The organism is Aureibaculum marinum, assembly GCF_003813905.1.
GTDB lineage: Bacteria > Bacteroidota > Bacteroidia > Flavobacteriales > Flavobacteriaceae > Aureibaculum > Aureibaculum marinum.
This window is the reverse complement of sequence record NZ_RPFJ01000006.1, coordinates 46,054-59,060: the sequence shown is the minus strand read 5'-3', so window position 1 is coordinate 59,060 and position 13,007 is coordinate 46,054. Positions and strand designations below refer to the sequence as shown.

At 30.0% G+C, this 13,007-nt stretch carries 12 protein-coding genes; 5 read left to right on the top strand and 7 right to left on the bottom strand.

What is annotated here, in order from left to right:
• Nucleotides 1-145: 145 nt before the first annotated feature.
• From EGM88_RS04780 to lysS, 3 genes are all read right to left on the bottom strand, one after another.
• Nucleotides 146-1,732: an aryl-sulfate sulfotransferase gene (locus EGM88_RS04780; protein WP_123896837.1), complete on the bottom strand. Its 1,587-nt coding sequence runs from the start codon at nucleotides 1,730-1,732 to the stop codon at nucleotides 146-148.
• 135 nt (nucleotides 1,733-1,867) lie between these two features.
• Complete coding sequence (locus tag EGM88_RS04775) at nucleotides 1,868-2,470, bottom strand: class I SAM-dependent methyltransferase (RefSeq protein WP_123897176.1); 603 nt, start codon at nucleotides 2,468-2,470, stop codon at nucleotides 1,868-1,870.
• Between the two features lie 32 nt (nucleotides 2,471-2,502).
• Complete coding sequence (gene lysS / locus EGM88_RS04770; RefSeq protein WP_123896836.1) at nucleotides 2,503-4,194, bottom strand: lysine--tRNA ligase; 1,692 nt, start codon at nucleotides 4,192-4,194, stop codon at nucleotides 2,503-2,505.
• Nucleotides 4,195-4,433: 239 nt separating this feature from the next.
• On the opposite strand from lysS, the gene EGM88_RS04765 reads away from it, so the two are divergent.
• From EGM88_RS04765 to lipB, 3 genes are read left to right on the top strand one after another with little or no spacing between them, the layout of a single operon-like run.
• The gene (locus EGM88_RS04765; RefSeq protein WP_123896835.1) at nucleotides 4,434-4,592 is read left to right on the top strand and encodes a YqaE/Pmp3 family membrane protein; all 159 of its coding nucleotides are present in this window, start codon (nucleotides 4,434-4,436) and stop codon (nucleotides 4,590-4,592) included.
• Between the two features lie 8 nt (nucleotides 4,593-4,600).
• Nucleotides 4,601-5,332: a hypothetical protein gene (locus EGM88_RS04760; RefSeq protein WP_123896834.1), complete on the top strand. Its 732-nt coding sequence runs from the start codon at nucleotides 4,601-4,603 to the stop codon at nucleotides 5,330-5,332.
• A 45-nt stretch (nucleotides 5,333-5,377) separates the two neighbouring features.
• Nucleotides 5,378-6,082: a lipoyl(octanoyl) transferase LipB gene (lipB, locus tag EGM88_RS04755; RefSeq protein ID WP_123896833.1), complete on the top strand. Its 705-nt coding sequence runs from the start codon at nucleotides 5,378-5,380 to the stop codon at nucleotides 6,080-6,082.
• A gap of 250 nt (nucleotides 6,083-6,332) precedes the next feature.
• On the opposite strand, the gene EGM88_RS04750 is transcribed toward lipB, so the two are convergent.
• The 4 genes from EGM88_RS04750 to EGM88_RS04735 all read right to left on the bottom strand — a co-directional run bounded on the left by EGM88_RS04750 (nucleotide 6,333) and on the right by EGM88_RS04735 (nucleotide 9,570).
• Complete coding sequence (locus EGM88_RS04750; RefSeq protein ID WP_123896832.1) at nucleotides 6,333-6,860, bottom strand: hypothetical protein; 528 nt, start codon at nucleotides 6,858-6,860, stop codon at nucleotides 6,333-6,335.
• Complete coding sequence (locus EGM88_RS04745) at nucleotides 6,848-7,048, bottom strand: hypothetical protein (RefSeq protein ID WP_123896831.1); 201 nt, start codon at nucleotides 7,046-7,048, stop codon at nucleotides 6,848-6,850. The genes EGM88_RS04750 and EGM88_RS04745 overlap by 13 nt, the downstream gene beginning before the upstream one ends.
• A 298-nt stretch (nucleotides 7,049-7,346) precedes the next feature.
• On the bottom strand, nucleotides 7,347-8,069 hold the full coding sequence (locus EGM88_RS04740) for a DUF6623 family protein (RefSeq protein WP_123896830.1): 723 nt from the start codon (nucleotides 8,067-8,069) through the stop codon (nucleotides 7,347-7,349).
• A 778-nt stretch (nucleotides 8,070-8,847) separates the two neighbouring features.
• Nucleotides 8,848-9,570, bottom strand: coding sequence for a hypothetical protein (locus tag EGM88_RS04735; protein WP_123896829.1), 723 nt, complete (start codon nucleotides 9,568-9,570; stop codon nucleotides 8,848-8,850).
• A gap of 724 nt (nucleotides 9,571-10,294) precedes the next feature.
• Here EGM88_RS04735 and EGM88_RS04730 point away from each other — a divergent pair.
• Both EGM88_RS04730 and EGM88_RS04725 read left to right on the top strand, forming a co-directional pair.
• Nucleotides 10,295-12,199, top strand: a complete 1,905-nt coding sequence (locus EGM88_RS04730; protein WP_123896828.1) for a sensor histidine kinase — start codon at nucleotides 10,295-10,297, stop codon at nucleotides 12,197-12,199.
• Nucleotides 12,199-12,954 (top strand): LytR/AlgR family response regulator transcription factor, encoded by a 756-nt coding sequence (locus EGM88_RS04725; RefSeq protein WP_123896827.1) that lies wholly within the window; start codon nucleotides 12,199-12,201, stop codon nucleotides 12,952-12,954. Before EGM88_RS04730 ends, EGM88_RS04725 begins: the two co-directional genes overlap by 1 nt.
• The last annotated feature ends 53 nt before the right edge of the window (nucleotides 12,955-13,007 follow it).

The following is a 13,007-nucleotide window of genomic DNA, read 5'->3' as shown; positions in this document are numbered from 1 at the left end:
ATTAAAATTTAATTTCTAACAGTTGGGTAAATCTAATATTTTTTTTTGAGTAAAATATTTAACTCAATATATTCAAAAAAACAGAGTAGTATAACGTTTTAAACAACACTTCAAGATAAAACAAAGAACTTTCGCGAAAAAGACTTTAAATCTTAAGAATTTTAACAAATTTAGAGTTTCCTTCAATAGAAATTTTAACAAAATATAAACCGTCTACTAACTTTTCTAAATTTATAAACTCAGAACTTTTTTTATTTAATACACTTTTTCCTGACAAATCATAAACCTTAATTTCATCAATAGGTTTATTAAAATTAAGTACATCTTTTGTTGGGTTAGGATAAACTTGCAAACCATTAAAAGACAAATTATCTACAAAAAGTGTTTTAACACAATTTTCTGAAATAAAATTTACATTTTCTATAATGCCAGTATTTTTTAAAGTTACATTATTAAATCCCGCATAATTTTCTGGATATCTATGAGCTCTAAAAGTACCATTGCCAACAGGAATATCAAATTGATTGTACGTACTATTATCACTTATAGGAATAATATACACCCAAATTACATTTCCTGATGGATCAATTTCAGTAATTCTTCCAAGACTAGTTTCATTAATTAGAGCATTTCCATTAGCCATTATTTGAACTCCACTTCTAGTAGATTCAATCATTACTTCTCCTAAAATAGTACCATCGTAAGACCAATAATAATCTTTTGGCAAAAACTTACCTGAGTCTAAACTATATACACCATCACTATCTTTCGGATCAATAATATGAATAGATGAAGCTCTTAAGTCAAAACCATAGCCATCATTAGAAAAAACGGACATTTTATCTTTATAAGGACCTTCAGTTATCCATTTAATATCATGCTGTCTTCCTAGTTTTTTATCAGCACTGGTTCCTTGATTATAGGTTTCAGGATTTCCCCATCTCCAAAGAAAATCTCCACCTTTACCATAAATTCCGCCTGAATGTGTTGCAGCTTCTTTAGTAGTAGTGCTATGATCTATAACAAAAACTTCGTTTAAGTGCCTTGCTGAGACTGCTATCTGATCTAACTCTTGATTATAATCAATAGCATTAGCATGTATAGGATTAAAAGAGTTGCCATTATTATAATTTATATCTAACAATTGAGGATTAGTAGAAACATTACCAAAATTTGGTTTAGAAGCATCAAAATCTTGTATTAAATGATCAAAAAGTTTCCATTCCCAAACAATTTTAGCAGAATCTATACCAATAGGTTCAATTTCTACAATTCTCTCTAAGTCAATAGCATCTTTGGTAAAAGCAGGGTCTTTACCTACAGCAATCATTTCGGCAATAGTATAAGTATCTCTTATTAAAACTAAAAAGTTTCCATTAGGTAAAGGTTCAATATCATGATGTATACTAAAACCTAGCACATCCATAAAATTTATACCCCAGAGAACATTATTGTTCCAATCTCTTATATCAGCTCTATTACTATTACTTTGTAATAAATTTCCATTTTCTAAGAGGTAAGCTTGTCTACTTATATGACCTGAGAAATCCCATTGGTTAATTGCTTCTCCACAGTTATTAATAAGATAAACTCTATCGTCTGACAACGTATTAAACAATGTATAACCATTTGATTTGGACGCATTAACATCGTTATAAACCAAACCTATTGTTTCTTGAGCAATAGCGAGCTCAAAACTTACTAATGTTAATAATAATACAATGTTTTTCATATGCCACAAACGAATTCCAAATATAATTAACTTATATAAACTTATGAATTTCAATTTAGGGCATCATCTACAACGCTGCTAACAGCTATTGAAGAGAAATCAATAGAGCTTCAATAGACTAAAAAAGGTAGCTTCTTATTTTTTACGACCTACAAATCGAACAACAGATCCTATACCAATATGAAAAAGACCTTCATTTAACTCAACTTCTTTTTCTTCTAGTTCAATAATGTCGAAATTTTTAAAGTCTCTTTTAAATTCTTCAATAGAACATAAGGATTCTAAATCTCTAGGCCCACCAATTTTAGGGTTTTTAATTCTATACTCTAAGTTTTTTTTACTAAATGCCTCAATAATTATAAAACCATCTTTTCGCAAATAGGAAGCCAACAATTTATGATAGTTTGACCTTATTTTAACATTAAAATGAGCAAAAACCAAAGCTATCACGTCAAACTGGTCTTTTTGGTAATCTAATTTTGGCAATTCTCCAAGTTGGTAATCAATAGTCACTTTATTTTCATCTGCTAACTTAAGAGCCTTCTTTTTTCCCTCTAAACTTAAATCAAATGCCGAAACATTCCAACCCAATTTGGCTGCAAAAACAGCGTTTCTACCTTCACCTTCAGCAGGTAAAAGTATTTTACCAGGTTTCAGTTTCTCTAACTGTTCTTTAAAAAATAAATTGGGTTCTGTACCATAAACAAACTCTTGTTTACTATACCTTTCATCCCACATATTGGGTTGTTCCGTTTTCACAATTTCAATTATTAAATAATTTCTACAAATAACCCATCATCTGTTTTATTTACAACTGCCAATTTGTTCTTAGTCAATCCCTTAATCGCTTTATCCCATTTTTTATTACTTAAGCCTGATTTTGACTTTAGTTCAACTAAATCTATTGGCGATTTTTCTTTTAATAATTTTAACACAGTTTTTTCTTCATCAGTCATTTCTACAACTTTCTTTTCGGGACGCATTTGAGGGAAAAATAATACCTCTTGAATGGATTGTTGATTGGTTAAAAACATAATCAATCTGTCCATACCAATACCTAATCCAGATGTTGGAGGCATACCATATTCCAACGCACGTAAAAAGTCATAATCGATAAATTCTGTAGCTTCATCATCTCCTTTTTGAGCCAATTTCAATTGATGCTCAAAACGCTCTCTTTGGTCAATAGGATCGTTAAGTTCTGAATAAGCATTTGCTACTTCCTTACCACAAACCATTAATTCAAAACGTTCAGTTAAATCAGGATTTGTCCGATGTTCCTTACATAATGGGCTCATCTCTTTTGGATAATCTGTAATAAATGTTGGTTGAATATAATTTCCCTCACATTTTTCTCCAAAAATCTCATCAATTAATTTCCCTTTCCCCATAGTTTCATCCACTTCAACGCCCATTTTTTTAGCTGCATTACGAATCTCTTCTTCTGATTTACCAGTAATATCAAAACCTGTAAATTGTTTAATAGCATCTGTCATGGTCACCCTTGGGTAAGGAGCTTTAAAGTCTATTTCATATTCTCCAAATGTTGCTTTTGAAGTTCCATTTACCGCAATGGCACAATATTCTAAAAGATTTTCAACAAACTCCATCATCCAGTTATAATCTTTATAGGCTACATAAATTTCCATAGCAGTAAACTCAGGATTATGAGTTCTATCCATCCCCTCATTTCGGAAATTTTTTGAAAATTCGTAAACCCCATCAAAACCACCAACAATTAATCTTTTCAGATATAATTCATTGGCAATTCTCATATATAAAGGAATATCTAAACTATTGTGATGTGTAACAAAAGGTCTTGCCGCTGCACCACCTGGAATTGGTTGTAAAATCGGAGTTTCTACTTCGAAATAGCCAGCATCATTAAAAAATTTACGCATGGCATTAAAAAGTTTTGTTCGTTTTACAAAAACTTCTTTTACATGAGGATTTACAACTAAGTCAGCATAACGCTGTCTATAACGTAATTCAGGATCATTAAATTCGTCATGGATATTTCCTTCAGCATCTACTTTTGGCAATGGCAAAGGCCTTAACGTTTTACTCAATAAAGTAAAATCTTTAACTTTAATAGTTTTTTCACCTACTTTGGTTAAAAACAACTCTCCTTCAATACCAATAAAGTCTCCAATGTCTAATAGTTTTTTATAAACATCGTTATATTTACTTTTATCATCACCAGTACAAATTTCATCACGTTTAAAATAAACTTGAATTCTACCTTCACTATCTTGTAATTCTGCAAAACTTGCATTTCCTTGAATACGACGCGACATTAATCTACCAGCAACAATAACTTTTTTACCTTCTTCAAAATCAGATTTTATTTGTTTTGAAGTATGATCTAATGGATATAAATCCGCTGGATATGGATTAATATTTAATTCACGTAATTTTTGTAATTTTTCTCTCCTAACGATTTCTTGTTCTGACAATGCCATAAAAGTACTATTATATTTGGCGGCAAAGATAGTATTTTGAGATTGAAGATTTAAAATTTAAAATTTAAAATTTCTTAATTACTCTTCCACTACTTCCAGCTTTGTAACAATTTAAAGAAAAACAAGACTTATCGAGTACATTATATAAGTTATTTGGTGTTAAGAGATAAAATAGAAAACTCTACAATCACAAATCTGCACTAATAACTTTTTAATATATCTTTGTAAAAGAAATTATCATGGGTTGTTTTCGTGTATTACTTTCAATTATTTGTCCTCCGTTGGCTGTTTTAGATAAAGGTTGCGGATCAATAGTAATAGTATTTCTATTAACATTATGCGGATGGGTTCCTGGCATAATTGCAGCTTTAATTATTTTAAATAATCCTAAAAACTAAAAATTATCATGTTAAAAAATTTATCAATTGCTATTGCCTTATTATTTTTACTTACTAGCTGTGCCTTTACTGAAGAAATGCATATAAATAACGACGGAAGTGGTACTTACAATTTTAAAATGGACATGAGTGAGATGATGCTAGAAATGCAAAATTTGGGTACAAAAGACTCTACTGCTCCTTCGAAAAAAATAGACACCATATTCAATTTTAAAGATATTTTAGAAGAGAAAAAAGACAGCATTGCTCAATTGCCAGAAAAAGAGCAAATGGCTATAAAAGCAATTGCAAATATGAATTTACATATGCAAGTTGATGACGAAAAGGGAAAAATGTTAATGGATTTCGGGTTTAACTTTAAGGATGTTTCTGAAGTAAAAAACATTGAAGAAAAATTATCAAAAGCAATGAGTATTAACAAAAATAATAGTAAAGCTTCTTTGACAAACAAATCAAACGTTACTTTTGAGTTTGATGGTAAAAATTTTACCAGAAAAACAATTCCTAAAAAATTGTCTGAAGAAGAAGAAATTAATGCTGATAAACAACTACAACAATCTGGATCATTTTTAGATGGCAGTGTATATAAACTCATTTATCATTTTGAAAGAAAAATTAAAAATGTTACACACAAAGATGCCATAATTAGTAAAGATGGTAAAACCCTAATATTAGAAGTTCCAATGGATTCTTTGGTTAAAAATCCTCAACTACTAGATTTTACCTTAAAACTAAAATAATTTAGATTTTTCAAGTAAATTTATATAAACAATTAAAGTTACACTTTGAAAAAAAATAATAAGAACATACACCTGCAAGACCTCGGCACAAAAGAGTATAAAGAAACTTGGAATTATCAAGAAGAATTGTTTGACAAAATAATCCAAGTAAAACGTAAAAACAGAAATGAAAACTTAAACCTGCAAACTCCAAATTACTTTTTGTTTGTTGAACATCCACATGTTTATACGTTAGGTAAAAGTGGTGATTTAAATAATTTACTACTTAACCAAAATCAACTAAAAGAAAAAGGCATAGCCTTTCATAAGATTAATAGAGGTGGTGACATTACGTATCATGGATTTGGACAAATAGTTGGTTACCCTATTTTAGATTTAGATAATTTCTTTAATGATATTGGTAAATACATGCGTTCTTTAGAAGAAACCATTATTCGAGTTTTGGCTGAATATGGAATAAAAGGAGAGCGAAGTAAAGGAGAAACTGGAGTATGGTTAGATGTGGGCACTCCTTTTGCCAGAAAAATTTGTGCTTTAGGTGTACGAACTAGTCGGTGGGTAACCATGCATGGTTTTGCTTTGAACGTAAACACCAATTTAGGTTATTTTGATCATATTATTCCCTGTGGCATTCGTGGTAAAGCGGTTACCTCTATGGAAGTTGAAATTGGAAGAAAGTTAAAGGTAGAAGAAGTTAAATCTAAAATTTTAAAACACTTTGAGGATGTTTTTGAAGTAAAAATAGTTTAAAAAAATCCTCTCACTTGGAGAGGAGCCTTAATTGAACTTATCAAATTCAATAAACGCATATAACAAAATGAAATTATAGTTTTATTTATTCGCTATATTTTCATTTTTCATGACAATTCATCTAGTTAAAATAGTAGCAATATCTTTTTTTGCGATGCTAACCTCAGTAGAAAGTTTTTCTACCTTATTATGTTGCACATTAATTATTTCTTGTTGCTCTTGAACAACTTTTATAAGAATGGGAATTAACTCAGTATCCGATAAAGTTAACAAGTCTTGTTCTTTTACATAATACGTTATACCCAGAAGCTTTTGTCTCAATTCCCATAGCTATGGAGTTAATTCCCGTGGCACCAAACGTAGAGTATGATACACCACTAACTATAGAAGAAAGATCTATAGCATCCCCGCCTGTAGTCACATAGTTATTTGGATCAGTACCTTTTAACCGCCAACCTGTAGAACCCTCTTCTGTAATTTTTTCTAAGCCTGAGCTGCCATTAACATCCACATACGCTTTTACAACTTGTTCCGTTGGTATCGCTTTATCACTATTTCCAGACAGTGTACCGTCAACTGAAACTTCATTGACTATTGAACCTAATGTCAACTTAATAGTACCGTCAGCTTCTAGACTATTTTTTACTTTAACATTACCTGCATTTCTATTTTCAATATGTTTACCAATAGTATACCATTGCACATTGCCTGCGTTAATAGCATAGGGTACGGCGTTTAATTGGGTTGTACCAATTTCAGTACCATTTATAGAAACCATTTTACCGAACTTGCTCTACTCGTATTCATAAAAGTATTGTAATCTGTAGTAGGGCCAGCACCATCACCAATACGTAAGCTAAAAACACCATTAGCATCAGTGGTAAGACTATGGCTTTCAGCATAACCTACAGCTCCACTACCGACATCTATAAGGGCAATTCCCACGGTTATGTTCTCATTCGCCATGACCTGGCCCGAAGCATTGCTAGCAACCCCTTGATAATTAATAAATTTTGATTATTCTGTTTGTGAGAAAGTTGTTATGCTTATTCCTAAAAGGAAAAAGATGATTAGATGTAGTATTTTTTTCCATGGTTTTAAAATTATTTAGTGTCAATTATATACATATGGCTTTGACTACTGATTATTTTTCTATGTGAACATCAAAAGGATAGAGTGCATTTAATTGTTAAGTTCTAATAGCCAACCTCATTGCAATAAATAAAAATAGTCAATGTGTAAAATCTTAAATTAAAATTTTCTTTTAAGCCATTAGATCGACACCAACACCGCTAATTTCAAAAATTCGATCGGCAGAAACGCGTTCACCCTTTATCTTTAAAGACAAACAAAGTCCATAAAAAATTTTTTTTGGGTTACTTCTAAATGAAAATGAATGCATTTTATCTGGCCCCCATATTTTTTGATTATTTCTATTAAAAATTCGTTTATTAGCATCCCATAGTTCAATGTCTGAAATGTAAAAATTAGCATCGGTAGAGGCACACTTAACTAATATATTTGATATTCTTACGCGAACGTTATTTGCAATTACAGGAGTTGGAATTGAATAGTGAATCCAAAATTCACCATTTTTCGCTTTTGATTTAGACCCACTATCCCATATTGTAATTTGTGCTCCTCCTGAAGTTGGTATTGCGGTGGCTGCTGCTTCACCGCCCAATGAAATACTATGACCACTCATACCTCTCCCTACAATGCTTCTTGCATAACCAGCGGAATGAAAGTTTCTCATCTTATTAATCATTTTGGTTGCTATTTTTATTGAATCTTTACCGCTATGAAAAACACCTTCCATTTTCCCTTCACTCCCATGGATCCACATAGCATAATTATTTGCAGCAATAATTTCTCTTTCTTTAGCAACTATTTTATTCGGATATAATAGTCCTGCTATACCTACCAAGGCAGAACTTTTTAAAATTTTGTCTATAAACCCCCTTCTGTTTGTTTCTTTTGTTTCCATACTTATTTGTTTTAAAATTTTAATTAGATTTCCATTTTTCTCTAATTTTTAATTCTTTTTATACGTTCTTAATGTTTACTCTTTGGTGGGTAATTATTGCTAAATATGCTTAAATTATTCTTTAATAATTTTAAACGTTTTAATTGTTTTATAATCCCTAAAACGAAGCTTTACCAAATACAATCCACTTTGTAATTTTCTTATGTTTAGATTGTTGCTCTTGTTTTTAAGTTTTTTTCTTCTACTGAAACACCACTTGAATTATAAATGATTAATTCAGCTTCACCCGAAACATCTGTAAAATCTATACTTAAGATTTCTGACACCAGATTTGGGTACAACTTAATTGCTGTGCTTAATAGTTGCTCATCAACAGCCAAAGTACTACCAGTAATAGCTGCGGATAAAACCCTTGGTTGACAGTATCATCATTGTTTTCTATTTCACCCACAATGGACTCACCAATAGTAAATGTAATCTTATGACTTGTATTACTGACGGTTCCTCCACCTGATGCAACAACAATAAGAGTTTTCGTTAAATTGCTTAACAATTCAAAGTGCATTATTTCTTCCTAAAATATAACCTATGAACGGCTCCTATACTTTGACAAATAAACCTTCAGCAGCATCAACACCATCAAACAAATATTTTGTTACCGATATCTCAGTAATTAAATTATTACTAGACATTTTAAATAAATCACAATCGTTTCCCATTATATTTCATTTTTCATAACCAGTTAATAATGACATTTTTGCGACTATTTTCCATATTTTTAATTTATACGGTCAATTCTCACCCCATATGTACTGACATACTCCCAATACCCCCTACCATCATTGAATCCACTATTAATTAGAGGTATTCCCGAAAATGAAATAATAACTTCTCCAGATTTTGTCACTTTGAAAACATAATTAAACACATTATTATCATTATTTATTTTAGAAATTGAAACATTATTATCTGTTAAAGTACTCATTGCCACATATATATAATGTGATCTCGACTCAGGAAAAGCATAATGTTGCTTAATTTTCAACCTGTATTCGACACCTGCCGTTACTCTAAACTTAATTTTAAATGGAAAAAAATCGTATCTCTCATTTTTGGTATCTCCAGAATTAACTTGATCTAGTGAACTCTGTAAATCACGATCAACATTCCGCCCCCATAGCCATGTGTCTTTATAAAATGCCCCTTTAATTGATTCAAATTTTAGAAATCCATCATTTAACTTTTGTGGGGTGATTTGCCACGTTTTGATTGGTTTAGCTCTCAGTTTTTCTTGTGTCATCCTATTTAAAGGTATATTGAGTTTATTCAAATCTTCAACAGATTTTAATTTATTTAAATCTGTCATTCTTAAGCTTTTATTAACTTTAGTGACTTTAGATTTAGAAGTTTTTACAGTTATCTTTGGTTTAACTTGTGCCACAGCAGTTATAGTTATAAATAGCAACACTGTTAATGTGGTGGTAATTACATTTTTTTTCATAGTTTTTTATTTAAGAAAATGAATTTTAAAAAGTCATTTTTTATAGATTCTAAACGGCTATTAAGTACTTTTTCTTCATCCTTATATTCTACCAATGTCTCTTATTTGTTTATGTATTTTATTTACCTTTCAAAATCAATCTCTTATCATCAATTTAGACAATGAGAGTTAAGTAACTTTTAATAGCTATATTTTCCATGAAACTAAAAAAAATATTTTCGAAATATTTAACAATTTAGCATTCAGTAGAAATTCTCACTATTTTAGTGTCAATGATTTAGTATTTGGTTTTTCCGTGTAAATACTCTAAATGTTTTTTTAATCTTAACGTTCAACTACCTTTTACCAAATACTCAACGAAACTGTCTAAATTGGCATATATACCTCTGTATTAATAAATAAGATTTTATTTTATTTAAAATAATACTACTTTTACATTACACATATAATTTTATTTATCAGAACATCCTTATATAATATTACATTAATTATTGTACCCTTACTGGCATGTTGGGGGCAAAAACCTGTAATAAGTAATTTAGAACAAATTCAATTTGAACAGATTTCTATTTCATCCGATGACGGGCTACAGTCATGGGAAAATATTAACAACTTTTATGAGGACAATGACGGTATTATATGGGCTATAATTAAAGATGGTTTATATAGATACAATGGCCATAGTGCTATAAATGTTAGCAGTTATTTATTAAAAACCTATAATGTGAGCACTGGTGATCAATCTGGTATCTGTTTCTTAAAAGACGATGAAGAAAATATTATTTGGTATGGTGGACGAAAAGGACTTTATAAAATTAATTTAAACACCTTAACTTCGACCAAAATTTTTCTAGAAGAGCCTTTATTTCATGCAAACTGGCGAAATTTTATTATACAATTAGAGCATGAAAAAGACACGCTTTATGTAGGTACAGCAAATGGAATTTATTTATTAGATAAACATTCGAACAAATTATTGGCTAAATATTTAACTAATGGGTATGATTTTGGACATCGCGAGAGTTCAAATGCTGTACAATCAATTTATCCAACCATTGAAATTGATGCTTTTTGGGTCGTTATGTACTCAGGGCTTTATAGAATAACCAAAAAAGAAGGTATTATTGAAAAATTTACATTAGATGAAGCTCCATATATTTTACCTCACAATTTTTTCAAAGGACATCTTTTTGGCGATAATAATTTACTGTTACCTTCTTGGGGTTTAGGCTTAGTTAAATTTAATTTGGACACAAAAAAATTCACTCATTTTGTAACACAGCCCAATAAAAAATGGTTGCGTGAAGATAATATAATGCGTTCAGTAATTTCTTTAAATGACAGTATTTCATTAACCAATGTCGCCATTTATGGAAATTCATTATTTAATAGAAATACTAACATGTATAATTGGTTAGAAACTCCTAAAAGTATGAAAGAAGGGGTTTATTTAAATGTTGATAGAAGTGGTTATATATGGAGTTCAAAAAGGGGACGTATATTTAGAACAATTTCACCAGTAATAGAAACTGCACTACCAGTTAAACACATTATTGATGTTTCAAGTTTTAGAGTTAATGATGAACTAAAATCTAGACCTAATCTAGAGGGCTATTCTCTTATAAACTTGGAAGAAGCAGAACGAAATATTCATTTAGAATTTAGCATTTCCAGACCATATGTGCTAGATTCAATAAATTATCAATATAGAATTGATTCTAATGACTGGATTACCGTAACCACTCCAAATCACCTTAAAATATATGGCCTAAGCTCTGGAAAACATCAAATATCTATTCGAGCTCTGAATCATAAAAATGATACTTTAGCAGAGCGAAACTTAGCCTTCATAATTAATTTGCCATTTTATAAATCACCTATATTTATCGGAGCTTGTTTTTTTAGTCTTTTAGGCACAATGTACCTTTTAGGTAGATTTAAAAATAATCAAAAAATAAAAGCAGAAAGAATTAAAAGTAATTATGAATTAAAAGTATCAAAATTAGAATCCGAAGCCTTACGCTCTCAAATTAATCCTCATTTTATTTTTAATACCCTTAATAGTATTAAGTTTTATACCTTAAAAAAATCTAAGGAAGAAACTATGGATTTTATTTCTAAATTTTCCATTCTTATTAGGCAAATTCTAGAAAATTCACGTCAAAATCTGATACCTATTGAAGCTGAATTGGAAACGATACGCTCATATCTAGAAATTGAAAAATTAAGGTTTGACAAATCCTTTGATTTTACTATAGTGATTGCTAATAATGTTAATCTTAGTTTTTCAATTCCCCCTATGATTATCCAACCTTTTGTAGAAAATGCAATTTGGCATGGATTAATGCACAAAAATGGAGAACGAAACTTAAGTGTCAGATTTACTCAAATAAATGCAACAATTATTTGTGAGGTGGAAGATAATGGCATTGGAAGAATAGCAGCTCAAGAAATATCAAAACGTAAACCTCATAAATCTAGTTTGGGCATGGAAATTACAACAGAAAGGTTAACACAATTAGAAATGGTATACAATATAAAATGTACTTTTGATGTAATAGACTTGTATTCACATAACAATAAGGCCAAAGGAACTAAAGCTATCATTCGATTTAAAAATTTAAACTAATGTATCAATACAAAACCATTCTAATTGATGATGAAATTAGCAGCTTAGATATTCTTGAATATGAGCTTAAAAATGTAAGTGCAAAAATTGATATAATCGAAAAGTGTTCAGACGCACGTATAGCAGCTAAGCTTATAGACAATGAAAAACCAGATCTTGTGTTTTTAGATATAGAAATGCCATGGCTTAGCGGTTTTGAGGTCCTAGATCAAGTTTCTTTTTTAGATTTTAATCTTATATTTGTTACAGCATACAATCAATATGCCATTAAAGCTTTTAAATATTTAGCATTTGATTATTTACTTAAACCCGTAAATAGAAATGAACTTGTTAACACCCTGAAGAGAATCCAAAGTAAAACTACCAATCAGCAAAATACTGCTTTAAAGGATGTAATTCGCTTGATAAAAAATGGCGATTTTAAAACTGAAAAAATTCCTTTTACAACTCTTAAAGGGGTAGAATTTTATAGTCTTAGCGAAATTATTCATTGTAAAGCTGATTCCAACTACACAGAAATTTATACAACAAATAAAAAAAAAGCAGTTATTTCTAAAACACTAAAAAATGTTGAAAAGCTATTAGATAATGATCGTTTTCTCAGAGTTCATCAATCACATTTAATAAATTTAGATCATCTTGTAAGTTATTTAAATGAGGATGGTGGTTACCTTAAAATGTCTAATTATACTATTGTACCCTTAGCTCGGTCAAAAAAAACTGAGTTCTTTAATCGGATTAATCATAAAAATTAATACATCATACTGAGGCTTTAGTAATTTTAAGATTAATTTAAAATAAACTCAAT

Excerpts from the sequence above, each read along its gene's own strand:
- EGM88_RS04725 (WP_123896827.1), top strand. The coding sequence starts at position 12,199 with ATGTATCAATACAAAACCATTCTAATTGATGATGAAATTAGCAGCTTA.
- EGM88_RS04750 (WP_123896832.1), bottom strand. The coding sequence starts at position 6,860 with ATGGTTTCTATAAATGGTACTGAAATTGGTACAACCCAATTAAACGCC.
- EGM88_RS04745 (WP_123896831.1), bottom strand. The coding sequence starts at position 7,048 with ATGGCGAATGAGAACATAACCGTGGGAATTGCCCTTATAGATGTCGGT.
- EGM88_RS04740 (WP_123896830.1), bottom strand. The coding sequence starts at position 8,069 with ATGGAAACAAAAGAAACAAACAGAAGGGGGTTTATAGACAAAATTTTA.
- EGM88_RS04775 (WP_123897176.1), bottom strand. The coding sequence starts at position 2,470 with ATGTGGGATGAAAGGTATAGTAAACAAGAGTTTGTTTATGGTACAGAA.
- EGM88_RS04780 (WP_123896837.1), bottom strand. The coding sequence starts at position 1,732 with ATGAAAAACATTGTATTATTATTAACATTAGTAAGTTTTGAGCTCGCT.
- EGM88_RS04765 (WP_123896835.1), top strand. The coding sequence starts at position 4,434 with ATGGGTTGTTTTCGTGTATTACTTTCAATTATTTGTCCTCCGTTGGCT.
- lysS (WP_123896836.1), bottom strand. The coding sequence starts at position 4,194 with ATGGCATTGTCAGAACAAGAAATCGTTAGGAGAGAAAAATTACAAAAA.
- EGM88_RS04735 (WP_123896829.1), bottom strand. The coding sequence starts at position 9,570 with ATGAAAAAAAATGTAATTACCACCACATTAACAGTGTTGCTATTTATA.
- EGM88_RS04760 (WP_123896834.1), top strand. The coding sequence starts at position 4,601 with ATGTTAAAAAATTTATCAATTGCTATTGCCTTATTATTTTTACTTACT.